Source organism: Candidatus Cardinium hertigii (assembly GCF_050864915.1).
Lineage (GTDB): Bacteria > Bacteroidota > Bacteroidia > Cytophagales > Amoebophilaceae > Cardinium > Cardinium hertigii_D.
Genome location: NZ_JBOZWY010000002.1, coordinates 189,067 through 206,694 on the forward strand (window position 1 = coordinate 189,067; position 17,628 = coordinate 206,694).

15 protein-coding genes, 3 tRNA genes and 2 pseudogenes are annotated in these 17,628 nt (G+C 36.2%); 10 read left to right on the top strand and 10 right to left on the bottom strand.

The window, feature by feature from the left end:
• Nucleotides 1-238: 238 nt before the first annotated feature.
• The 4 genes from ACRRVD_RS02025 (at nucleotide 239) to dut (ending at nucleotide 4,042) form a co-directional block, all read left to right on the top strand.
• The gene (locus ACRRVD_RS02025) at nucleotides 239-1,093 is read left to right on the top strand and encodes a DUF3108 domain-containing protein (RefSeq protein ID WP_432461502.1); all 855 of its coding nucleotides are present in this window, start codon (nucleotides 239-241) and stop codon (nucleotides 1,091-1,093) included.
• Between the two features lie 26 nt (nucleotides 1,094-1,119).
• Nucleotides 1,120-2,550, top strand: a complete 1,431-nt coding sequence (gene gatA / locus ACRRVD_RS02030) for an Asp-tRNA(Asn)/Glu-tRNA(Gln) amidotransferase subunit GatA (RefSeq protein ID WP_432461503.1) — start codon at nucleotides 1,120-1,122, stop codon at nucleotides 2,548-2,550.
• Nucleotides 2,551-2,728: 178 nt separating this feature from the next.
• A complete protein-coding gene (locus ACRRVD_RS02035; RefSeq protein ID WP_432461504.1) occupies nucleotides 2,729-3,472 on the top strand; it encodes an ankyrin repeat domain-containing protein in 744 nt (247 codons plus the stop codon).
• 135 nt (nucleotides 3,473-3,607) lie between these two features.
• A complete protein-coding gene (gene dut, locus ACRRVD_RS02040; protein ID WP_432461505.1) occupies nucleotides 3,608-4,042 on the top strand; it encodes a dUTP diphosphatase in 435 nt (144 codons plus the stop codon).
• On the opposite strand, the gene dusB is transcribed toward dut, so the two are convergent.
• Nucleotides 4,039-5,025, bottom strand: a complete 987-nt coding sequence (gene dusB / locus ACRRVD_RS02045; RefSeq protein WP_432461506.1) for a tRNA dihydrouridine synthase DusB — start codon at nucleotides 5,023-5,025, stop codon at nucleotides 4,039-4,041. The two genes, dut and dusB, sit on opposite strands and share 4 nt — an antisense overlap.
• 413 nt (nucleotides 5,026-5,438) lie before the next feature.
• Here dusB and ACRRVD_RS02050 point away from each other — a divergent pair.
• Nucleotides 5,439-5,512, top strand: a tRNA-Ile gene (locus tag ACRRVD_RS02050).
• A 113-nt stretch (nucleotides 5,513-5,625) separates the two neighbouring features.
• Nucleotides 5,626-7,344 (top strand): signal peptide peptidase SppA, encoded by a 1,719-nt coding sequence (gene sppA / locus ACRRVD_RS02055; RefSeq protein ID WP_432461507.1) that lies wholly within the window; start codon nucleotides 5,626-5,628, stop codon nucleotides 7,342-7,344.
• A gap of 63 nt (nucleotides 7,345-7,407) precedes the next feature.
• Here the strand turns inward: sppA and ACRRVD_RS02060 are convergent, their stop codons facing one another.
• Nucleotides 7,408-8,343 carry a 5'-3' exonuclease gene (locus ACRRVD_RS02060; RefSeq protein WP_432461508.1) on the bottom strand — a complete coding sequence of 312 codons (936 nt, stop codon included), beginning with the start codon at nucleotides 8,341-8,343 and terminating at the stop codon, nucleotides 7,408-7,410.
• 121 nt (nucleotides 8,344-8,464) lie between these two features.
• On the bottom strand, nucleotides 8,465-8,941 hold the full coding sequence (locus tag ACRRVD_RS02065) for an ankyrin repeat domain-containing protein (RefSeq protein WP_432461509.1): 477 nt from the start codon (nucleotides 8,939-8,941) through the stop codon (nucleotides 8,465-8,467).
• Nucleotides 8,942-9,222: 281 nt separating this feature from the next.
• Here ACRRVD_RS02065 and ACRRVD_RS02070 point away from each other — a divergent pair.
• A pseudogene (locus ACRRVD_RS02070) lies at nucleotides 9,223-9,342 on the top strand (transposase); the annotation flags it as partial.
• 248 nt (nucleotides 9,343-9,590) lie between these two features.
• Here ACRRVD_RS02070 and ACRRVD_RS02075 read toward each other — a convergent pair.
• Both ACRRVD_RS02075 and ACRRVD_RS02080 read right to left on the bottom strand, forming a co-directional pair.
• On the bottom strand, nucleotides 9,591-10,085 hold the full coding sequence (locus ACRRVD_RS02075) for a hypothetical protein (RefSeq protein ID WP_432461510.1): 495 nt from the start codon (nucleotides 10,083-10,085) through the stop codon (nucleotides 9,591-9,593).
• 335 nt (nucleotides 10,086-10,420) lie between these two features.
• A pseudogene (locus ACRRVD_RS02080) lies at nucleotides 10,421-10,570 on the bottom strand (IS982 family transposase); the annotation flags it as partial.
• Between the two features lie 344 nt (nucleotides 10,571-10,914).
• Here ACRRVD_RS02080 and ruvC point away from each other — a divergent pair.
• Nucleotides 10,915-11,472, top strand: coding sequence for a crossover junction endodeoxyribonuclease RuvC (ruvC, locus tag ACRRVD_RS02085; RefSeq protein WP_432461511.1), 558 nt, complete (start codon nucleotides 10,915-10,917; stop codon nucleotides 11,470-11,472).
• A 191-nt stretch (nucleotides 11,473-11,663) separates the two neighbouring features.
• On the opposite strand, the gene dnaX is transcribed toward ruvC, so the two are convergent.
• From dnaX to ACRRVD_RS02105, 4 genes are all read right to left on the bottom strand, one after another.
• Nucleotides 11,664-13,409: a DNA polymerase III subunit gamma/tau gene (dnaX, locus tag ACRRVD_RS02090; protein WP_432461512.1), complete on the bottom strand. Its 1,746-nt coding sequence runs from the start codon at nucleotides 13,407-13,409 to the stop codon at nucleotides 11,664-11,666.
• A gap of 30 nt (nucleotides 13,410-13,439) precedes the next feature.
• Nucleotides 13,440-14,573, bottom strand: coding sequence for a molecular chaperone DnaJ (dnaJ, locus tag ACRRVD_RS02095; RefSeq protein WP_432461513.1), 1,134 nt, complete (start codon nucleotides 14,571-14,573; stop codon nucleotides 13,440-13,442).
• Entirely contained in the window at nucleotides 14,574-15,302 is a 729-nt protein-coding gene (locus tag ACRRVD_RS02100; RefSeq protein ID WP_432461514.1) for a nucleotide exchange factor GrpE, read from the bottom strand.
• A gap of 133 nt (nucleotides 15,303-15,435) precedes the next feature.
• Nucleotides 15,436-16,035, bottom strand: coding sequence for a 1-acyl-sn-glycerol-3-phosphate acyltransferase (locus ACRRVD_RS02105; RefSeq protein ID WP_432461515.1), 600 nt, complete (start codon nucleotides 16,033-16,035; stop codon nucleotides 15,436-15,438).
• A 291-nt stretch (nucleotides 16,036-16,326) separates the two neighbouring features.
• On the opposite strand from ACRRVD_RS02105, the gene ACRRVD_RS02110 reads away from it, so the two are divergent.
• Nucleotides 16,327-16,400, top strand: a tRNA-Asn gene (locus ACRRVD_RS02110).
• 103 nt (nucleotides 16,401-16,503) lie between these two features.
• Nucleotides 16,504-17,418, top strand: coding sequence for a site-specific tyrosine recombinase (locus tag ACRRVD_RS02115; RefSeq protein WP_432461516.1), 915 nt, complete (start codon nucleotides 16,504-16,506; stop codon nucleotides 17,416-17,418).
• Nucleotides 17,419-17,490: 72 nt separating this feature from the next.
• Here the strand turns inward: ACRRVD_RS02115 and ACRRVD_RS02120 are convergent.
• A tRNA-Thr gene (locus ACRRVD_RS02120) sits at nucleotides 17,491-17,563 on the bottom strand.
• Nucleotides 17,564-17,628: the final 65 nt, after the last annotated feature.

The window sequence follows — 17,628 nt, forward strand, 5'->3', positions numbered from 1 at the left end:
AAATATATTGTGGCTGTTTGAAAGAATTGACTATAATTAACTTATAGTATAGCCCCATTGAGTACTTCGCCAAGATAGTTTTTTATCTCTTTTTTTCCTATTGCTCTAGCTTTTTATTTTTACAAATAGCTTGATTCCCTGCTAACCTGTTGCCTATTTTATTTGGTTAACTGTTTTTTTTATTGTAAAATTATAAATTTAACCGACTAATTATTTTTCTAATTAAGCTAATATTTTGATGGGTATGGTGATAATAAGATATGTAAGGAAGTTTTTTGTCTGTTGCCTAACGAGTACTTTTTTAAGTGGTATACATGCTAAAGCTGCTGGCACAGTTGAACCTCCTTTTCTCCTAGGGGAACGGTTAGAGTATCAAGTTTGTTACAGCTTTATCCATGCGGGTACTGCTACCATGTATGTAGATGAGCAGTTGCATAAGTTAAATGAGCACCTTTGCTATAAAGTTCAAGTAAAAGGTGTCTCTAGTAATGCATTAGCTGTTTTAGGTTTTAAAGTGTTGGATACATGGGAAAGTTATTTAGAAGCTGATGTGTCCAATCTACTGCGTCCACATAGATGTGTCACCCATCTTCAAGAAAATGGCTATGTAAGGCAAGAGCAAATTGATTTTGATTACGCATCCAATCAAGCTAGGGTAGAAGTGGCTGAAGGTAGTCATAATATGGAACCTGAAGTTACCTATCATCCCCTCTCTAGTGTTCAAAACATTAAAGACTTAATCAGTGGTTATTATGCATTGCGTTCTATTGATTCCACAAAACTAAAGCCCGGTGATAAGCTTATGGTCACTGTCTTGTATGACCAGCAGATCTATAAAGATGTTGGGATTCTATTTCTTGGAAGAAAAAAGATTGAAACCAAATTGGGCAAAACATCCGCGTTGGTTTTTGCGCCGTTGGTGCCTGTTGAGGATAGTATATTTTCTGGAGAGCGCCCAGTAGAAGCATATATTTCAGATGATGCCAACAAAGTTCCTTTAAAATTAAAAGTTAATCTAGCAGTAGGTTCAGTAGAAATAGCACTCACTGACTGCAAAGGTCTTAAAGAGCAGATTCATTTTCAAAAATCTTAATTTTTATTTTTTATAATCTTGTTTTTATGCTCCATTTTGCCTATTCTTTTAGCCTACTTCGGTTGCTATTCGCATCAAAAAAAATTACGCCTATCGAAGTAGTTGATCAGCTCTTGCAACATATTGAAAGACAAAAAAACTTAAATGCCTTTGTACATGTTTACGATCAGGAGATAATAGAAAAGGCTGTTTTAGTCAATCAAAAAATAGCACAAAATCAAGGAGGTCCTTTGGCAGGGATGGTGGTGGGATTAAAAGATATGATTGCTTACAAAGATCATCCATTACAAGCTGGTAGTAAAATTTTAACCAATTATATTTCTCCATTTCATGCAACCCTTACGGAGCGGCTCTTAGCAGCTGATGCATTGATTATTGGGCATCAAAATTGTGATGAATTTGGCATGGGCTCTTCTTCAGAGAATGGTTATTTTGGTACCGTACTCAATCCTTTAGATAAAACAAGAGTTGCCGGTGGTTCTTCAGGTGGATCTGCAGCAGCCGTAAAGGCAAAAATGTGTCATGTTTCGATTGGAACGGATACAGGTGGGTCGGTTAGACAACCGGCTGCATTTTGTGGCCTTGTAGGGCTGAAACCTTCTTATGGTAGAATTTCTAGGCATGGTCTAGTCGCTTATGCTTCTTCCTTTGATACAGCTGGCATTTTGGCCCATACAGTAGAAGACTGTGCAACTGTGCTGGAAGTAATAGCTGGACCTGATGCATTTGATAGCACTGCATCGGCTAGGGAGGTGCCCTGTTATACTAGTGTATTGCGTCATTCAGCCCGTTATAAAGTAGCCTGTTTAGCAGAAACACTTAGCCATGGAGGTTTACAGCCAGAAATAAAAGACCATACATTACATGGGCTAGAGCTGTTAAAAAAAGAGGGACATCAAGTAGACAATGTCCATTTTGAATTACTCAAATATGCCCTACCAACTTACTATATATTGGTCAATGCAGAAGCAAGCACTAATCTTGCTCGTTTTGATGGTATTCGTTACGGCTACCGAAGTAGCCATGCTACAACATTGGAAGAGGTCTATATCAAGAGCAGAACAGAGGGTTTTGCTAAGGAAGTGAAAAAACGGATTATGCTCGGATCATTTGTGCTGAGTGCATCTCAATGTGAAACACACTACATTAAAGCACTAAAAGTCCGTAACATGATTAAAAAAGCCATGCAAAACATCTTGAATCATTATGATTTTATCATACTGCCTACCACTACAACTACTGCTTTTAAGGTAAATAGCTTTGTCAGTAATCCATTATCCATGTATTGGAGCGATCTTTATACTGTATTGGCATCAGTAGCTGGGCTACCAGCTATTTCTTTACCAAATGGAGTAGATCAAAAAGATTTGCCCATTGGTATCCAACTGATTGGTAATTATTTTGAAGAAGCCAAGCTACTTACCTTTGCAAGTCACTTTGAATCTATTGTAAAATAGTTATAAAATGTATTATGAGAGCATTGCAATAGATTTTTAAATTTTTAGAATAAAAACCTAGATTAAATTTTATTAAAAGTTTAACGCACATCAATTACCCAAATGTTTTTATACCTTTATCTTTTGACTCCGTATTGTTCCATATAAAATTTCAAGAAATATAAATTATTTTAGAGATATGAAAAAAATATATTATTCAATTGTATTATTGTCATCTGTAGCTGCAAAATGTCCTAGTAATCATACAAGCAACACTGTTCTTGATTCCAATAAAAATAATGAATCCGTTCTTAAACATACAGAACCTAAAAAAAAACCAACTAATGTAGTGGTTGAAAATACCGATGTTGGTGATACACTTTCTAAAAAAGAAGCATCTCGTACTACACTCCCCCAAAATGCAAAATCTGAACAAAATGATATTGGTTTTACCAAACTACATCATGCAGCGCAAAAAGGTCATCTATCAGAGGTTATAAAATTACTAAAAGCTACAGATATTCAAGTCAATGCAAGAGGTAAAAAGGGCTGTACCCCGCTCCATATTGCAGCAGTATGTGGCCATACAGAAGTGGTAACCCAATTGGTAAAAGTTTCAGGTATTGAAGTTAATGCAAAAGATGAAAATGGCTCTACCCCGCTCCATTATGCACTAGGTCACAATTTCGTAAAGGTAATTAAAGTGTTACTGAAAGCTAAAGGAATTGATATCAATACAAAAGATAATGATGGTAGGACACCTCTTATTACTGCAGTAGGCCATGGTAATCAGGTAGAGGTAATTAAAGCGTTACTGGAAACCAAAGGAATTGATATCAATGCAAAAAATAATGATGGTAATACTGCCCTTGATGTAGCCAAAAAAGATGGTTATGAAGCATGCGTTAATGTTCTAAAAGAAGCACTAAAAAGACAAAAGTAAGTACTGTTATACTTATTTAAAAAATTGATAATCAGTTTTTTAAATAAATGTATTACACATTTTTGTCCTTCTATAGCAACGGTCTCATTTTGTAAAGTTGTTGTAAAAAGTAAAATTCTAAATAAATGGCATTGTATGGAAGTTCAAATTGTTAACCACTCACACCATCCATTACCTGCTTATGCTACATTAGGGGCTAGCGGAATGGATTTGCGTGCTTTTATCCATCTTCCTATTAGATTGGCTCCTAGGCAAAGGATGCTGATTCCTAGCGGTATTTCTATTGCCTTACCACAAGGCTATGAAGCCCAAATAAGGCCACGTAGCGGCTTGGCATTGCACCATGGCATTACAGTCTTAAATAGCCCGGGAACAATTGATGAAGACTATAGGGGGGAAATAAAAATACTGCTTATCAATTGCGGTGATGAACCCTTTGTAGTACAAGATGGGGATAGAATTGCGCAGCTAGTGGTCACTAAATATGAATCCATTTGTTGGACAGTAGTAGCGATGCTAGACCAAACCAATAGGGGATTAGGAGGGCATGGCAGCACCGGTAGAAACTAATCCCCATCAGATCCTTTTTGCGTCATTTCATCTAACAGGTCAGCTATAGCCTTCGCATCATTAGCAGTTACCAAGCTAGACCGATACGGTTTTATCCCAGTCACACCTCGAAAATAATTCGCATAGTGGCGCCTCATTTCTAATATACCCGTTCGTTCTCCCTTCCACTCTATCGCATGGGTCAAATGTTTTTTTACAGTTTCAACCCGCTCTACTAGGGTAGGAGGAGGAAGGAGCTTACCTGTTGCATGATAATGTTTGATTTCTCTAAAAATCCAAGGATAGCCAATGCTGGCACGCCCAATCATAATACCATCTACCCCATATTTATCTTTATAAGCAACCGCTTTAGTAGGACTGTCAATATCCCCGTTGCCAAAAATCGGAATATGAATGCTCGGATCTGCTTTTACTGCTCCAATATAGCTCCAGTCTGCTGATCCTTTGTACATTTGTTGTCGGGTCCTTCCATGAATGGTTACAGCCTGTACACCAACATCTTGAAGGCGTTGGACTACTTCTAAAATTTTAATCGATGAATGGTCCCATCCTAATCGCGTTTTGACCGTCACAGGAATGGAGACTTGTTTAACGATTTCTGCAGCCATTGCCTGCATCTTGGGAAGATCTAAAAGAATACCAGCGCCTGCTCCTTTACATGCTACCTGCTTAACAGGACAACCATAGTTGATGTCTAATAAAGTGGGTTGGGCCCTTTCTACAATAGCAGCAGCTGTCCGCATCACTTCTATAGCATCTCCAAAAATTTGTATCCCAATAGGACGTTCTGCTTCATATATTTCCAATTTTTTTATACTTTTAGCAGCATCTCTAATCAGTCCTTCGGAGGAAATAAATTCCGTATACATCAGATCTGCGCCATGTGCCTTGCATATGGCACGAAAAGGAGGATCGCTAACGTCTTCCATGGGTGCCAGTAAAAGCGGAAAATCACTTAATACATAGTTGCCAATTTGTAACATAAATAGGATGAATATATTTTTAGCTCCTTGAATTTGATCTTTGTACCCATTGTTGGCTGGGCTGGAAATGTACGGGTGGTTGGCGACCTTCTACAAATCTACGCTTAAAACTAGTATTTCCTATGCATAAAAAGATTGCTTCCGCTCACCAATAGTACAAAGTAGCTTAAAATAACTATTTATTATAGCTATTTATTGGGTATATACAGAATATATACGTAATTTAGCTGTGTTGGTCCACTTAACTAATTTTTAGCATTAAAGTCTTTATTCGGTACAATTAGGATTGCTTAGTGCTTTTGTTATCCAGTTCAAATAATTTATGGGAACCCTATAGTAGCTTTAAGTCTAATTACATCTGTTTTTTATTCCTTGGATTGCAAATAGTTTCTGTAAAAAAGTCATAGATTTTAGGGTCTGTAGCTCAGTTGGTTAGAGCACTACACTGATAATGTAGAGGTCCGTGGTTCAAGTCCACGCAGGCCCACCCTAGCGCGCTAAATTACAAACCGTGATCTACACCATAAAAGTATACAATACATTTCTTTGCTCGTTTTGTGCGCTCCAGCCATTACGTAATAGACTTTTTTATAAATCAAAATGCGCATAAAATCTTTTATTAAACAGGTATTGACCATTGCTATAGGATGTTTCATCTCTTTATTATCTTTATTTTATGTAGTTCTTTTTGTCCTTTCAAAATTAACTGCTACGGATATCAAGGAAGTAGCAAATAACTCAGTGCTATCATTCAATATAGCGGGTCGAGTGGTTGAAAAGATGCCGAATGGATTATTTGAATCTAATAAAGGAGTGGTCAATTTTAAAGTAGTTACAAAGGCCATTCATAAAGCAGCCAAAGATAATCGTATTTCCGCTATTTATTTAGATTTATCTTATCTATATGCCGGCTGGGCTGCTTTAGAAGAAATAAGAGAAGCTTTGTTGGCTTTTAAAGCGCAGGGTAAAACCATCATCGCATATGGGGATGATTATACGCAAAAGTCCTATTATTTAGCTTCTGTGGCGGACGAAATCATTCTAAATCCTAGTGGTTTGTTGACATTCAAAGGCTTGTCTGCAACCATTGATTTCTATACAAAACTTTTTGAGCATATTTCTATAAAGCCTATAATATTTCGCATTGGAGCCTGTAAGGATGCGGTAGAGCCCTTTTGTTTGACCAAAATGAGTGAAGAAAGTAAAAATCAAACAAAAGCATACCTTGCATCTATGTATGATCACTTTTTAACTAAAATAGGTAGTGCTAGAAGTATAGCGGTTTCAGCACTAAAAGCGCATGCCAATAACCTTTCAGCAGTATTGCCCAATGATGCCCTTCGGGCCAATTTAATTACCAAGGTAGGCTATGCAACAGATGCTAAAAGATTGTTAAAAGAAAAACTAAAATCTCCTTCTTTTGTCAGCTATATCCATTATACTACTTCAGAAAGCGCATCCAATTCGGACAATCAAGTTGCTGTTGTAATGGCTGAAGGGGAAATTGTGAATGGATCCAGTGGTACGGGATATATTGGTGCCCGTGATTTTATTAAAACGATAAAGGCCATTCGAGAAGATAGCAATATAAAAGCTGTAGTATTGCGCATTCATTCACCAGGGGGGAGTGTGGCGGCTTCAGATATTATATGGAAGGCAATAGAGGAACTTAAATCTGTTAAGCCAGTTGTGGCTTCTATGTCTAACGTAGCTGCTTCTGGGGGGTATTATATTGCTGCTCCATGTAATTATATTTTTGCACAACCTACTACCATTACAGGTTCGATTGGTATTTTTGGTATGCTATTTGATTCCACTGCATTGATGCATAAAATAGGTATCTACCGTGATGTGGTAAAGACTGCTCCTTCTGCAGATTTTTTAGAGCCTAGGCTAAGTTGTTCTGAGCAAGAGTCTAAATTTATATATAAAGTGTTACAACAAGGTTATGATGATTTTTTACGTAAAGTTGCCAATGGACGTGGCCTGGATATAGCCTCTGTGGAAAAATTAGCAGGTGGTAGGGTATATACTGGTGCAATGGCTCAAAGTAATGGGTTGGTCGATGCGCTCGGCGGACTGAAAGCAGCTATTGCTAAAGCCGCTGCTTTGGCCCAGTTAAGCGACCAGTATAGTGTTTGTTATTTACCTCGTCCTAAAACAAAATTAAAGCAGTTGCTAAACTATACTACTGGTAACCTCAAAATGGAGGTACTCCATTCCTTAGTGCAAGAATATCCTATACTCAATCATTACCAACTGCTATCTAAACCCTATGGCGTACAAGCCATCCTTCCTTATACGATTCATATTGATTAACTGAATATGGTTCTCTTGCCCATCTAGACCAGGATACTAATCATCTTGTTAGCTGTGCGTAGTTCAGTCGATAGAATCAAATAAACCAACTATTTGGTCGCCTTCTTTTTGTGGGTTTGGTCTACCAAATAACCGCTCCTTAAGTTGCTTAAATTCCAGTAAAGTAAATAGAGATTCCAATTTGTCCTTGTTGGGCATCTGGTAATGGCATTTTTCTAAATCTAGCGTGATCGGCACATCTGTTCGAATCGTAGCCAGTTGTTTGGAAAGCATACCTTGCGCTGCATATTGGATAAGGTTTGCTTTTAACTTACCCGTTAGCGCATGGCTATGTGCCAATATATTTTCTAGATTATCAAATTCTTTTATAAGCTTTCGAGCAGTTTTTTTGCCAATAGAAGGAATGCCTGGAATAAAATCAGAAGGATCTCCTTCTAATGCTAGAATATCTTTTACTTGTTCAGGTCTACTAATTTCCCATTGCACTAAGATTTCTTTTTCACCAAGTATAGTTGACTTTTGGCCATGGCTACTCGGTTTATAGAGGTAAATATTATATTGTACCATCTGAGCTAAGTCTTTGTCTGTAGACATGATGTAGGTCGTATATCCCATTGTCGCTGCCTTTTTGGCTAATGTACCCAGTAAGTCATCTGCCTCATACCCATTACCCGTTATGGATAAAATACCAAACCCTTCTAGAATAGCTTTGATGTATGGAATGGCTATAGAGATCGCTTCTGGTTGAGCTGGCCGGTGGGATTTATAGGCAGGAAATAGCTCATGTCGAAAGGTTTTTTCTTTTCCGTCAAAGACAACGATGAGGTGGGTAGGTTTTTCTTCTTGTAGTACCTTTACTAAGGTATTCACAAAGCCAAGTATCGCTCCTGTTTTAATCCCCTGTGCGGTAGTAGTTTCTGCCTTTCCAAGGGCAAAATGCGCTCTATAGATGAGCGACATACCATCTAATAGAAAAAGCTTTTGGGGTTGGAATAACATTGATTCTATTGCGTCTATACTATAATTGATTTTTTCCCATCATGGTAGCTATTGAAGTTACGAGCAGTGTTTACTGACTGATTAGCTGTATGATCTGATATGTTTTTATCTATTGTTTTTCTTAGCTACTAACCGCACTAGTTGATCGTAATAGTACAGCCACCTCTTCATGATTGTTTTCTAATGCTAAATCAAGAGGTGTTTTATTAAAAATATTTTGCTGATTTACTATAATATTATCAACTGATAGTAGTTTTCTGACTATTTCTATATGGCCTTTTTCTGCTGCAATATGAAGTGGCGTGTTGTCAAAGTCATTTTTTGTATTGACATCAACATATGAATCTGAACATAGTTGGTTTACCCTTTTTATATCACCTTGTTGTGCTGCAATATGAAGGGAATCCCAAAAATGTGCAGTAGGTACAAAACTTATTTCTATTTGCTCTGTATCTGATTCTGAATCTTGTTCACTGCTACTGCTATCCATCCCATATCTAGTTAATTGATTACAGGAAGAAGTCATTAATGAAAAACAGATAGCTATTCCTGATAGGGTACAGCAAGATTTAAAATAGGATGTATCTTTTGTATGCATGATAGATTATTATTTATTGGTTACGAATTTCTTTTGGTAAAAATCTAGTACCATAAGAAATACAGTCATATTAATTGATGAAGATAGAATCCCTCTGCAATGATCCATGAGGTTCCTTTTTAGTTGTCATAGACGATCCATTTTACAATGCCATCATTAACAACGTCAATGCTGGATTAGACAGTAAAAAAGGTCAAAGGGTTCCTTTGTGTTTTAAATTTCGAGATAAAAATAAAAACCAAGTTAACAAAGGATTCTATAATGAATGTATGAAAATTAGTTGTGATACCAAAAGAGCTTATGCCCACAAAGTATTTAAAACAATTGCTACTAAAGGTAAAACTACTACTGGATGGTTTTACGATATGAATTTAAAATTGATTGTCAATAATTTATTAGAAAATAGGAGATGAATAATAACTAGTATTTAAATTAAGTGGTTGATCTTGTATCATTTTATATAAACTTACATTATGGACTTATTTTAACGTCAACTAAGGATTTATTTTATTGATTTACGTATTAAAAAAATAAAATAATATTGATTTTATCTTGCAGTATCTTCTCGAGTGTTACTTTTATTTTGATAATGAATTGGTTAGTATAATTTATTCTCTAAATCAGAGTGTTTTCTAAATCTTTCTGCGTCTTAACCTTGTTCAATTTGTTCGTCCTGTAAAGTTTGTTTTTGACTCTTCTGCTTAATCGAATCTTCCACCTGCTCAGACTGTTCCTCTTTATCAGTCGAGTCTGTCCTTATAATGTCACCTGGAAATACTATAGGGTTATCTAGAACTATTATGGGATCGTTTTCCACTAGTAGACTAGATGGTTGTAGTTTACAATACGTACTGTTTTCGCATTGATCTATAATATTTTCTTCTTCACTAGTTTGATTCACCATTTTATGATCCGAATATGGGTAGATAAAATTATCTTTTTCTATTGCATCAGCTAGGGAATTGTTAGCAGGAACCTCTTTTTCAGAGATATCATTTGTTTCTTTCGTAATAGGATCTGCTTTACTATTGACAGACCAATATTTTTTTTCGACTGATTTAAAACAGGCAGTTCCATTTAAAAGCATTATTCCATACCATGCTAAGATTAAAACAATTTTTTTTGAGTAAGTGATAAATTTCATATAAGTTATTAATTTATACTATAGTTATTTTTAGGGGGGTACCTATTTTCCTAAACTAAGTCAGTCTAGCTTAGACCATCTAGTGGTCGTTTCAACTAGGAACCAACCAAGAACGGATCTGTAGTAGTTTATATAATTAATGTAAATAAATTAATTGTTTTAACGTGAGCTCGGGATTAGATTTTAAGAAATTTTAGTTAAAAAAAGCAGTGGACTGATTTTTAAGACAAATTTTTAGGAATTTTATTTCCTATTTTTCCCATTTGTTAATCACCTAATTATATCTAGATTATACGGAAATAAAATTCTTATTTTTTTGTCTGATTTTTTCGGGCCACTATAATTATTTCACTCAAAGTCATTGAACAAGTTCTAGTAGGTTTTCTATCTGAGGTAGCTAACAACTGTTTTTCCATGTAAGGCATAAATTTTATTAGAAATTCATCAACAGCGTAATATATTTCAACTAATTTTGATACATTTATAAGCGGCTCTTTTGCTAATTTGGTTCGTATTTTTATCCCCAAATCTAAAATAGAAAGGAGCTTTTTTAATCCCTTTTTTTAATATCTAATTTCTTAATATCTAATCCAGAATTGACGTTAAAAGTGTATCTTACACACTAAAATTAAATGACAAGTATAGGGTATATGGTTTTTACTGTCTATAAGATCAAGTACTGACTTCTAAATCAGAAATAATCCTGTTATTTGTATACATAAAATGTTGTTTTGCTCTATGCTATAAAAATTTAGAAAAACATCATAGAGCGATGCAAAATCAAGTTATCAAGCTAAAAATTTTTATATATACTTGAAATAAATAACCTATGGGTGGAAAAATTATTATAGGCCTAGATCCTGGAAGTGTGATTATGGGCTTTGGTATTATTCAAGAATCAGCAATAGATAGCGCTATAAAACCAATAGACTATGGCATTTTGGAATTAAAAAAATACAAAGGACATATGTTACGGATGCGTCATATCTATTTACATATGGTAGCATTGTTCAAAAAATATACCCCAGATGCAGTAGCGATTGAATCGATTTTTTATGGATCGAATGTACAATCTATGCTTAAGCTAGGAAGGGCACAAGGAGTAGCAATCGCAGCAGCTTTAGCGTGTGAAACGCCTATTACAGAATATGCGCCACGTAAGGTGAAACAGGCGGTTACAGGAAACGGCAATGCGTCCAAGGAACAAGTGGCTGCTATGGTTGGCCACCTCCTTAACCTATCTATTCCATCTACTTTTTTAGATGCTTCAGATGCACTGGCAGTAGCTTTATGCCATAGCCAACAACGTTTATCTTCTACTGCTAAGCCCAAAAGTTGGTCTCAATTTGTAATAGCACATCCTAATCGCAAGTTATCTCTTTGTTGAGTGTGAACGAGCAACTCTTTCTATTTAGTCGGCCCTGAAATACCATATAATTATTTGTTAATCAGTATAAATACGAAAAATTTTTTTGAGAACTTCGCTAAGCTAATGGCCTTATAATACCTAAATTTAAGACAAAGAAGAGACCTATACAAAATCAACTACAGACGCGAGAGAACCTTAAGGTCGACTAATTAGTAAGCTACTTCCAACATAAATCGTTCTTGGAGTAGTGCTATGGCACCGTTTTTTTTACTTAAGCACCTTAATTTTTCTTGATCTGTATAAGGTTTTTCGGGAACAATCTGATTGACCAAAATACCTTGAACATTCATGGTAGGATGATTCAATTTTTTGCGAATTATAGGTAAAAGTTCTTCTTTTAGACTTTGTAACAGCTCTGCTTGTACTGGATTGATTAATGAAATGGTTACAACGGAACCTTCTATCTTGATGGGCTGGCTCATAAGATGATAAGCAGCTATACAACCATTATTTTTAAGTTGTTGCCTATAATCAGCAAGAAAAGCTTGAATTATCTCTTCCGATATTGCTTCCTTCCAATCACATCCATTTTCTATTTTTTTTTTTAAATCGGTCGTATTTGATTTTTTCTTTGCAGCCAATGAAGCCTTTAGGCTTGCTAAGTTAGGAATAGCTATGGTCTCTGGCTGTTGAGTAGATGTTACTGGCCTGACAGCCATATCGTCCAAAGTATGCTTTGACTGGGGCAATCGCGTTACAGATGATCTTGCCGAATCAGCTGATCTAGATTTGGCTATAACTGCTTCTTGTGAGTGATCTGATTTGGGCAATGGGTCTATTGTGCTTTCTGGAATAGACAGATGGGCAGTAGCTAGTTCAATCAGTGCCAACTCTACATGCAATCTTTGGTGTTGACTAGATTTATAGCCTATATCACACTGGTTTAAGCGTGTCAGCGCTTTCAATAAAAAAGGCATCGTGCATCTAGTAGCATATTCAGCATAACGTGGACGAATATTATCAGTAACCGCTAAAAGCGGAAGCGTAGCGCTGTCTTTACAAACCAATACGTTGCGTAAATGCTCGCCCAATCCTACTATAAAATGGTGCCCATTAAATCCTTTGCGTAAGACCGTATCATAGAGAGAAAGGACCGCAGAAATATTACCTGTCAAGCAAGCTTCTGTACATTTAAAATAATAGTCATAATCTAGAATTTGAAGATGATCACGTGTATTGGTATAGGTAATCGTACCGCCTATGCCTGCGGAAGCAGTGATCAAATCAAACATAGAAAGTGCATCCCGCATCGCACCTTCTGCTTTTTGCGCAATCAACTGTAGTGCAGATTCTTCATAACCAATAGACGCTTGACTAGCAATTGTTTTAAGCTGTGTAACAATATCTTCTAATTTAATTCTGTTAAAATTAAAGATTTGACAACGAGATAAAATAGTAGCTAAAACTTTGTGCCGTTCTGTAGTAGCTAATATAAATATAGCATAACTAGGGGGTTCTTCAAGTGTTTTAAGCAAAGCATTAAAAGCAGCATTAGAGAGCATATGGACCTCATCTATAATGTATATCTTGTATTTACCCGCTTGAGGAACGTAGCGGACCTGACTCACTAGATCACGCATATCTTCTACAGAGTTATGAGAGGCTGCATCTAACTCATAGACATCCAGCGCGCGATTGCTACTTAAGCTAAGGCAATTGGCACAATGGTTACAAGGCTCTACTGCTGCTGTAATTTGTAAGCAATTAATGGCTTTAGCCAATATACGCGCACAAGTGGTTTTTCCCACACCACGTGGACCACAAAAAAGAAAAGCGTGTGCAAGCTGTTTGGTAGCTATTGCATTCTTCAGTGTGGTTGTAATGTGGGACTGACTGATTACATCTTTAAAAGTAGTAGGACGGTATTTTCGTGCAGAAACTACAAATTGGGTCATAGGAACACTTTAAACGATAGCATATTGACTCTATCCTTGAAAAAAAGATTTAATCCGATCAAAAAAACTTTCTTCTTTCTTATTTGGTTTAGGTATAAAGTTAGGCGAGCCTTGAAGAGAAAGTAAAATCTCTTTTTCTTCTTTTGTAAGCTCTTGTGGGATCCAAACTTGGATAAAAACCAACTGATCTCCCTTTTTGCCATAACCATTTATATCTGTGATACCCTTTCCTCTTAATTTAAAAACCTCGCTACATGATGTTCCAGGTGGAATTTTAAGCCGAACTTTGCCATATATAGTAGGGACTTCCATTTCGCAACCTAGTGTGACATCTATAAAGCTAATGTGTAAAGTATAACAAATATTATTGCCTTTACGTTTTAAAAGATCGTTTTCTTCTTCATCTATTTGGATAATCAAACTACCTGGTGTACCGCCACGGAGTGGAGCGTTGCCTTTGCCACGTAGGGTTAGCTCCATATTTTTTTTTACCCCCTTAGGTACTTTAAAGGTAATAAGATCTTCTATAAATTTTCTTCCTTCTCCTTGACAATCACTACAAGATTTTTTAATACGGCTACCTGTTCCCGTACAATGGTTACAAATGGCTTCTGTAAGCATATTGCCCAGCATGGTTTGGGTTGTTTTACGAACCACACCTTGCCCTTTACAGGAGACACATTTTTCTACAGAAAGTCCGTTTTCTGCTCCATTACCGCCACATGCCTCACAACTTGTATAACGTTTTACTTTGACTTTTTTTTCGGTACCTAATGCAACTTCTTCAAGGTTTAGTTTGATTCTTATACGTAAATCTTCGCCACGATTACTGGCCTGTCGTGTTCTTCTTCCGCTACTAAAAAAACTACCAAAAGGAGAATCTTGAAATAGATCATTCAAATCACCTTCAAAAATATCACCTTCATAAGATCTACTTCCTCCTTGATATCCAGTTGTACCAAATTGATCATATTGCTGTTTTTTCTCTGGGTTACTTAGGACGTCATAGGCTTCTGTAGCAGCTTTAAATTTCTCTTCTGCTGCTTTATTTCCTGGATTTTTATCAGGATGGTATTGCATGGCTATCTTTCGATAGGCCTTTTTAATCTCTTCTGCAGTGGCATTGCGTTCTACACCCAGAATATTGTAATAATCTTTTTCCATCTATACTCCAATTATAACTTTAGCAAAACGTAACACATATTCATTGATTAGGTATCCTTTTTCTACTACTGTTACAATTTTTCCTTGCATTTCCATATTATCTACTGGTTGCTGCATAATCGCTTCATGCAAGTCAGCATTAAATGCACTGCCTTGCTCTATGGCTATTTCTTGTACACCATATTTTCTTAAAAGCCCACATAATTTATCATAAATTAGTTTGATGCCTTCAAGATGTTGAACAACTGCTTGTGTACCTTGTAAGGCCATTATACATCGCTCAAAATCATCTATAATTGGTAAGAGTTCTTTTAGTGTTTGCTCGTTGGCCTTATGGGTAAGGGCTATATGTTCTTTAGTGGCACGTTTCTTAAAATTATCAAATTCAGCATATAGGCGAAGGTATTTGTCATTTGTTTCCTTTAGTAGTAATTGTAGTTGATCGAATGAACTTATATCAGGATTCAATATTTGCTTATGTGCATCATCTAGTCTGCCACCTGACTGACAGCAACCCATATGCAATTCTGTTTCTTGTGGATTGCCACAATTTATTTGATTTTCGACCTCTTTTCGGCCACAGCAGCATGGTTGATCCATAGTTTCTTCACCACTACAGCAACATGGCTGACTGGTTTTTGGTCCTCCGTTACAGCAAGCTGTTTGGCTTTTATCTACTTCTGATGAACAGCATCCTGTTTCGTTTGTATGTGTATCTTGTAGCTTCATGCTTTATATGTATTGAATATGATGAGATAGCCTGATGATTGAAATATAAAAGTTAAAAGTAATCGTTTCCATTAATGCTATATGGTCATGCAATTTTTTTGCCAAATGCTTTTGATGGTGTCAATTTGTCATATCAAACGACACCCTGCTTTGGATATTTTCCAAGTATGTTTCGGTAAAAACTTTGAATATTTGCTATATCTTTTTCTATGTTACCTGTAGGATAGAAGATTGGACCCAACCCCATTTCTTTTTTAGCGTAGTGTATATATCCTAAAATAATTGGAACATTTGCTGCTTCAGCCAATCTATAAAACCCTGTTTTCCAGCGTTTTACATAGCTTCTTGTACCCTCAGGTGCAATTGCTAGTACAAGCGCATCTGCGCTATTGAGCATCTCTGCCATTACAGCTACCATATTGGTGTGCTTGGTTGTTTTATTTCTATCTATTGGAATAGCACCCAGCTTTTTCATTAGATAGGAAAGTGGAAAAAACATTACTTCTTTTTTTATGGCAAATCTAATCGTTACATTGGGATGGCTAAGTTTAAATAACATGCCATAAAAAAAATCCCAATTACTAGTATGTGGCGCCAATGCCATGACTGCTTTTTTCCAAGTGGTTGGATGCGTTGTGTTGTTGATTTTCCAACCTAAAAACTTAATAAGAACCATTGCAGATTTTTGGATCCAACTCCCTGCTGGCTTGGTTGTGCTATTTATGGAAGCCATAATGTGATGCGTTTCATTTAAATTGACCACAATATTATTGGGTGAAATGTAAGATAAAAACTTTACCTTAGGATTGGGTACACTGCTACAAACTTCAATTGTTTTGGTCTAATGTTATCACTTTTATCTCTTTTTCGATAAGAAGAAAGAAGAAAAATACTTACTCAAAGCTATTAAAATTAATTTAAATATAATATGTATCATCTATTCAAAGACATGGTAAAGTTGATCATTTTTATGATGATTTATTGTTTATGAAAGAAAAAAATGGTAAAATTGTAATGGTTATAATCCTCCTTAGCTCAGTTGGTTAGAGCATTTGACTGTTAATCAAAGGGTCGCTGGTTCGAGTCCAGCAGGGGGAGCTTAGGCTATGGGTTTATCGGTCCTTAGTTATTGCCTTTTCTTCTTGGAGTATAGCAAGTCTTTAAACCGTATTTTGTTTTCAGTATTTGTAATAGATCAAGAATGAATTTTCTTTTGCAGCAATTTGAGACCTACCTCCGTTTGGAGCGTTTACTTGCCAGCCATTCTATCAAAGCTTATCTTTCTGATGTAACAAAATTTACCCAATTTTTGTTGGATAAAGCGCTCACACCGCTGACAGTTGATGGCGCTCATATTCAAGAATTTTTAGCCAAACTACACCACATCGGCATAAAGGCTACCAGTCAATCGAGAATGCTTTCTAGTTTGCGTCTTTTTTACAAGTTCTTATTCTTGGGTCACCAGGTCACTAAAGATCCTACTAAGCTTATAGAAAGTCCTCATTTAGGCAAGCATTTACCATTTATTTTGTCTATATCGGAAATTGAGCGCATCATTAAGGCGATAGACCATTCTACACCAATTGGTGTACGCAATCGAGCCATCGTGGAAACACTTTATGGTACAGGGATACGTGTTTCTGAGCTGATCTATTTAAAGTTAAGTCATATTTACTTCGAAGAAAATTTTATACGTGTAATTGGAAAAGGTAATAAAGAACGTTTGATACCTATTGGTGCTATGGCACTAAAATATATTAAACTTTATATGAAGGAAGTTCGTGCCCATATGAGCATAAAACTTGGATATTTAGATATTCTGTTTTTAAATCGACGCGGCAGCAGCTTAACTAGGGTGATGGTTTTTTTAATGGTACAGGCACTTGCTAGAAAAGCCAAAATCAATGTAGAAGTAGGACCTCATGTTTTTAGACATTCTTTTGCTACACATTTAATAGAAGGAGGTGCAGATTTACGTGCTATACAGGAAATGCTGGGGCATAGTGCGCTTACCACTACCGAGATATATACCCATTTGGACAGAAATTATCTTAAACAAGTCATGCAAGATTATCATCCAAGAAGTCATCTAAAGCATCACATACTCAAAATTTGAGATGAGATAGATGACTATACAAAATCAACTGCAGATGCGAAAGAGCCGCTATAGATGTAGAATTAGGAGGAGTGCCCCCTGCCGGAATCGAACCAGCAACCTACTGATTACAAATCAGTTGCTCTACCAGTTGAGCTAAGGAGGCAACAAAAAATTGGGCGCTCATAAACAAATATATTAAAATATATTTATCTATTTTTTGTAGTCTGT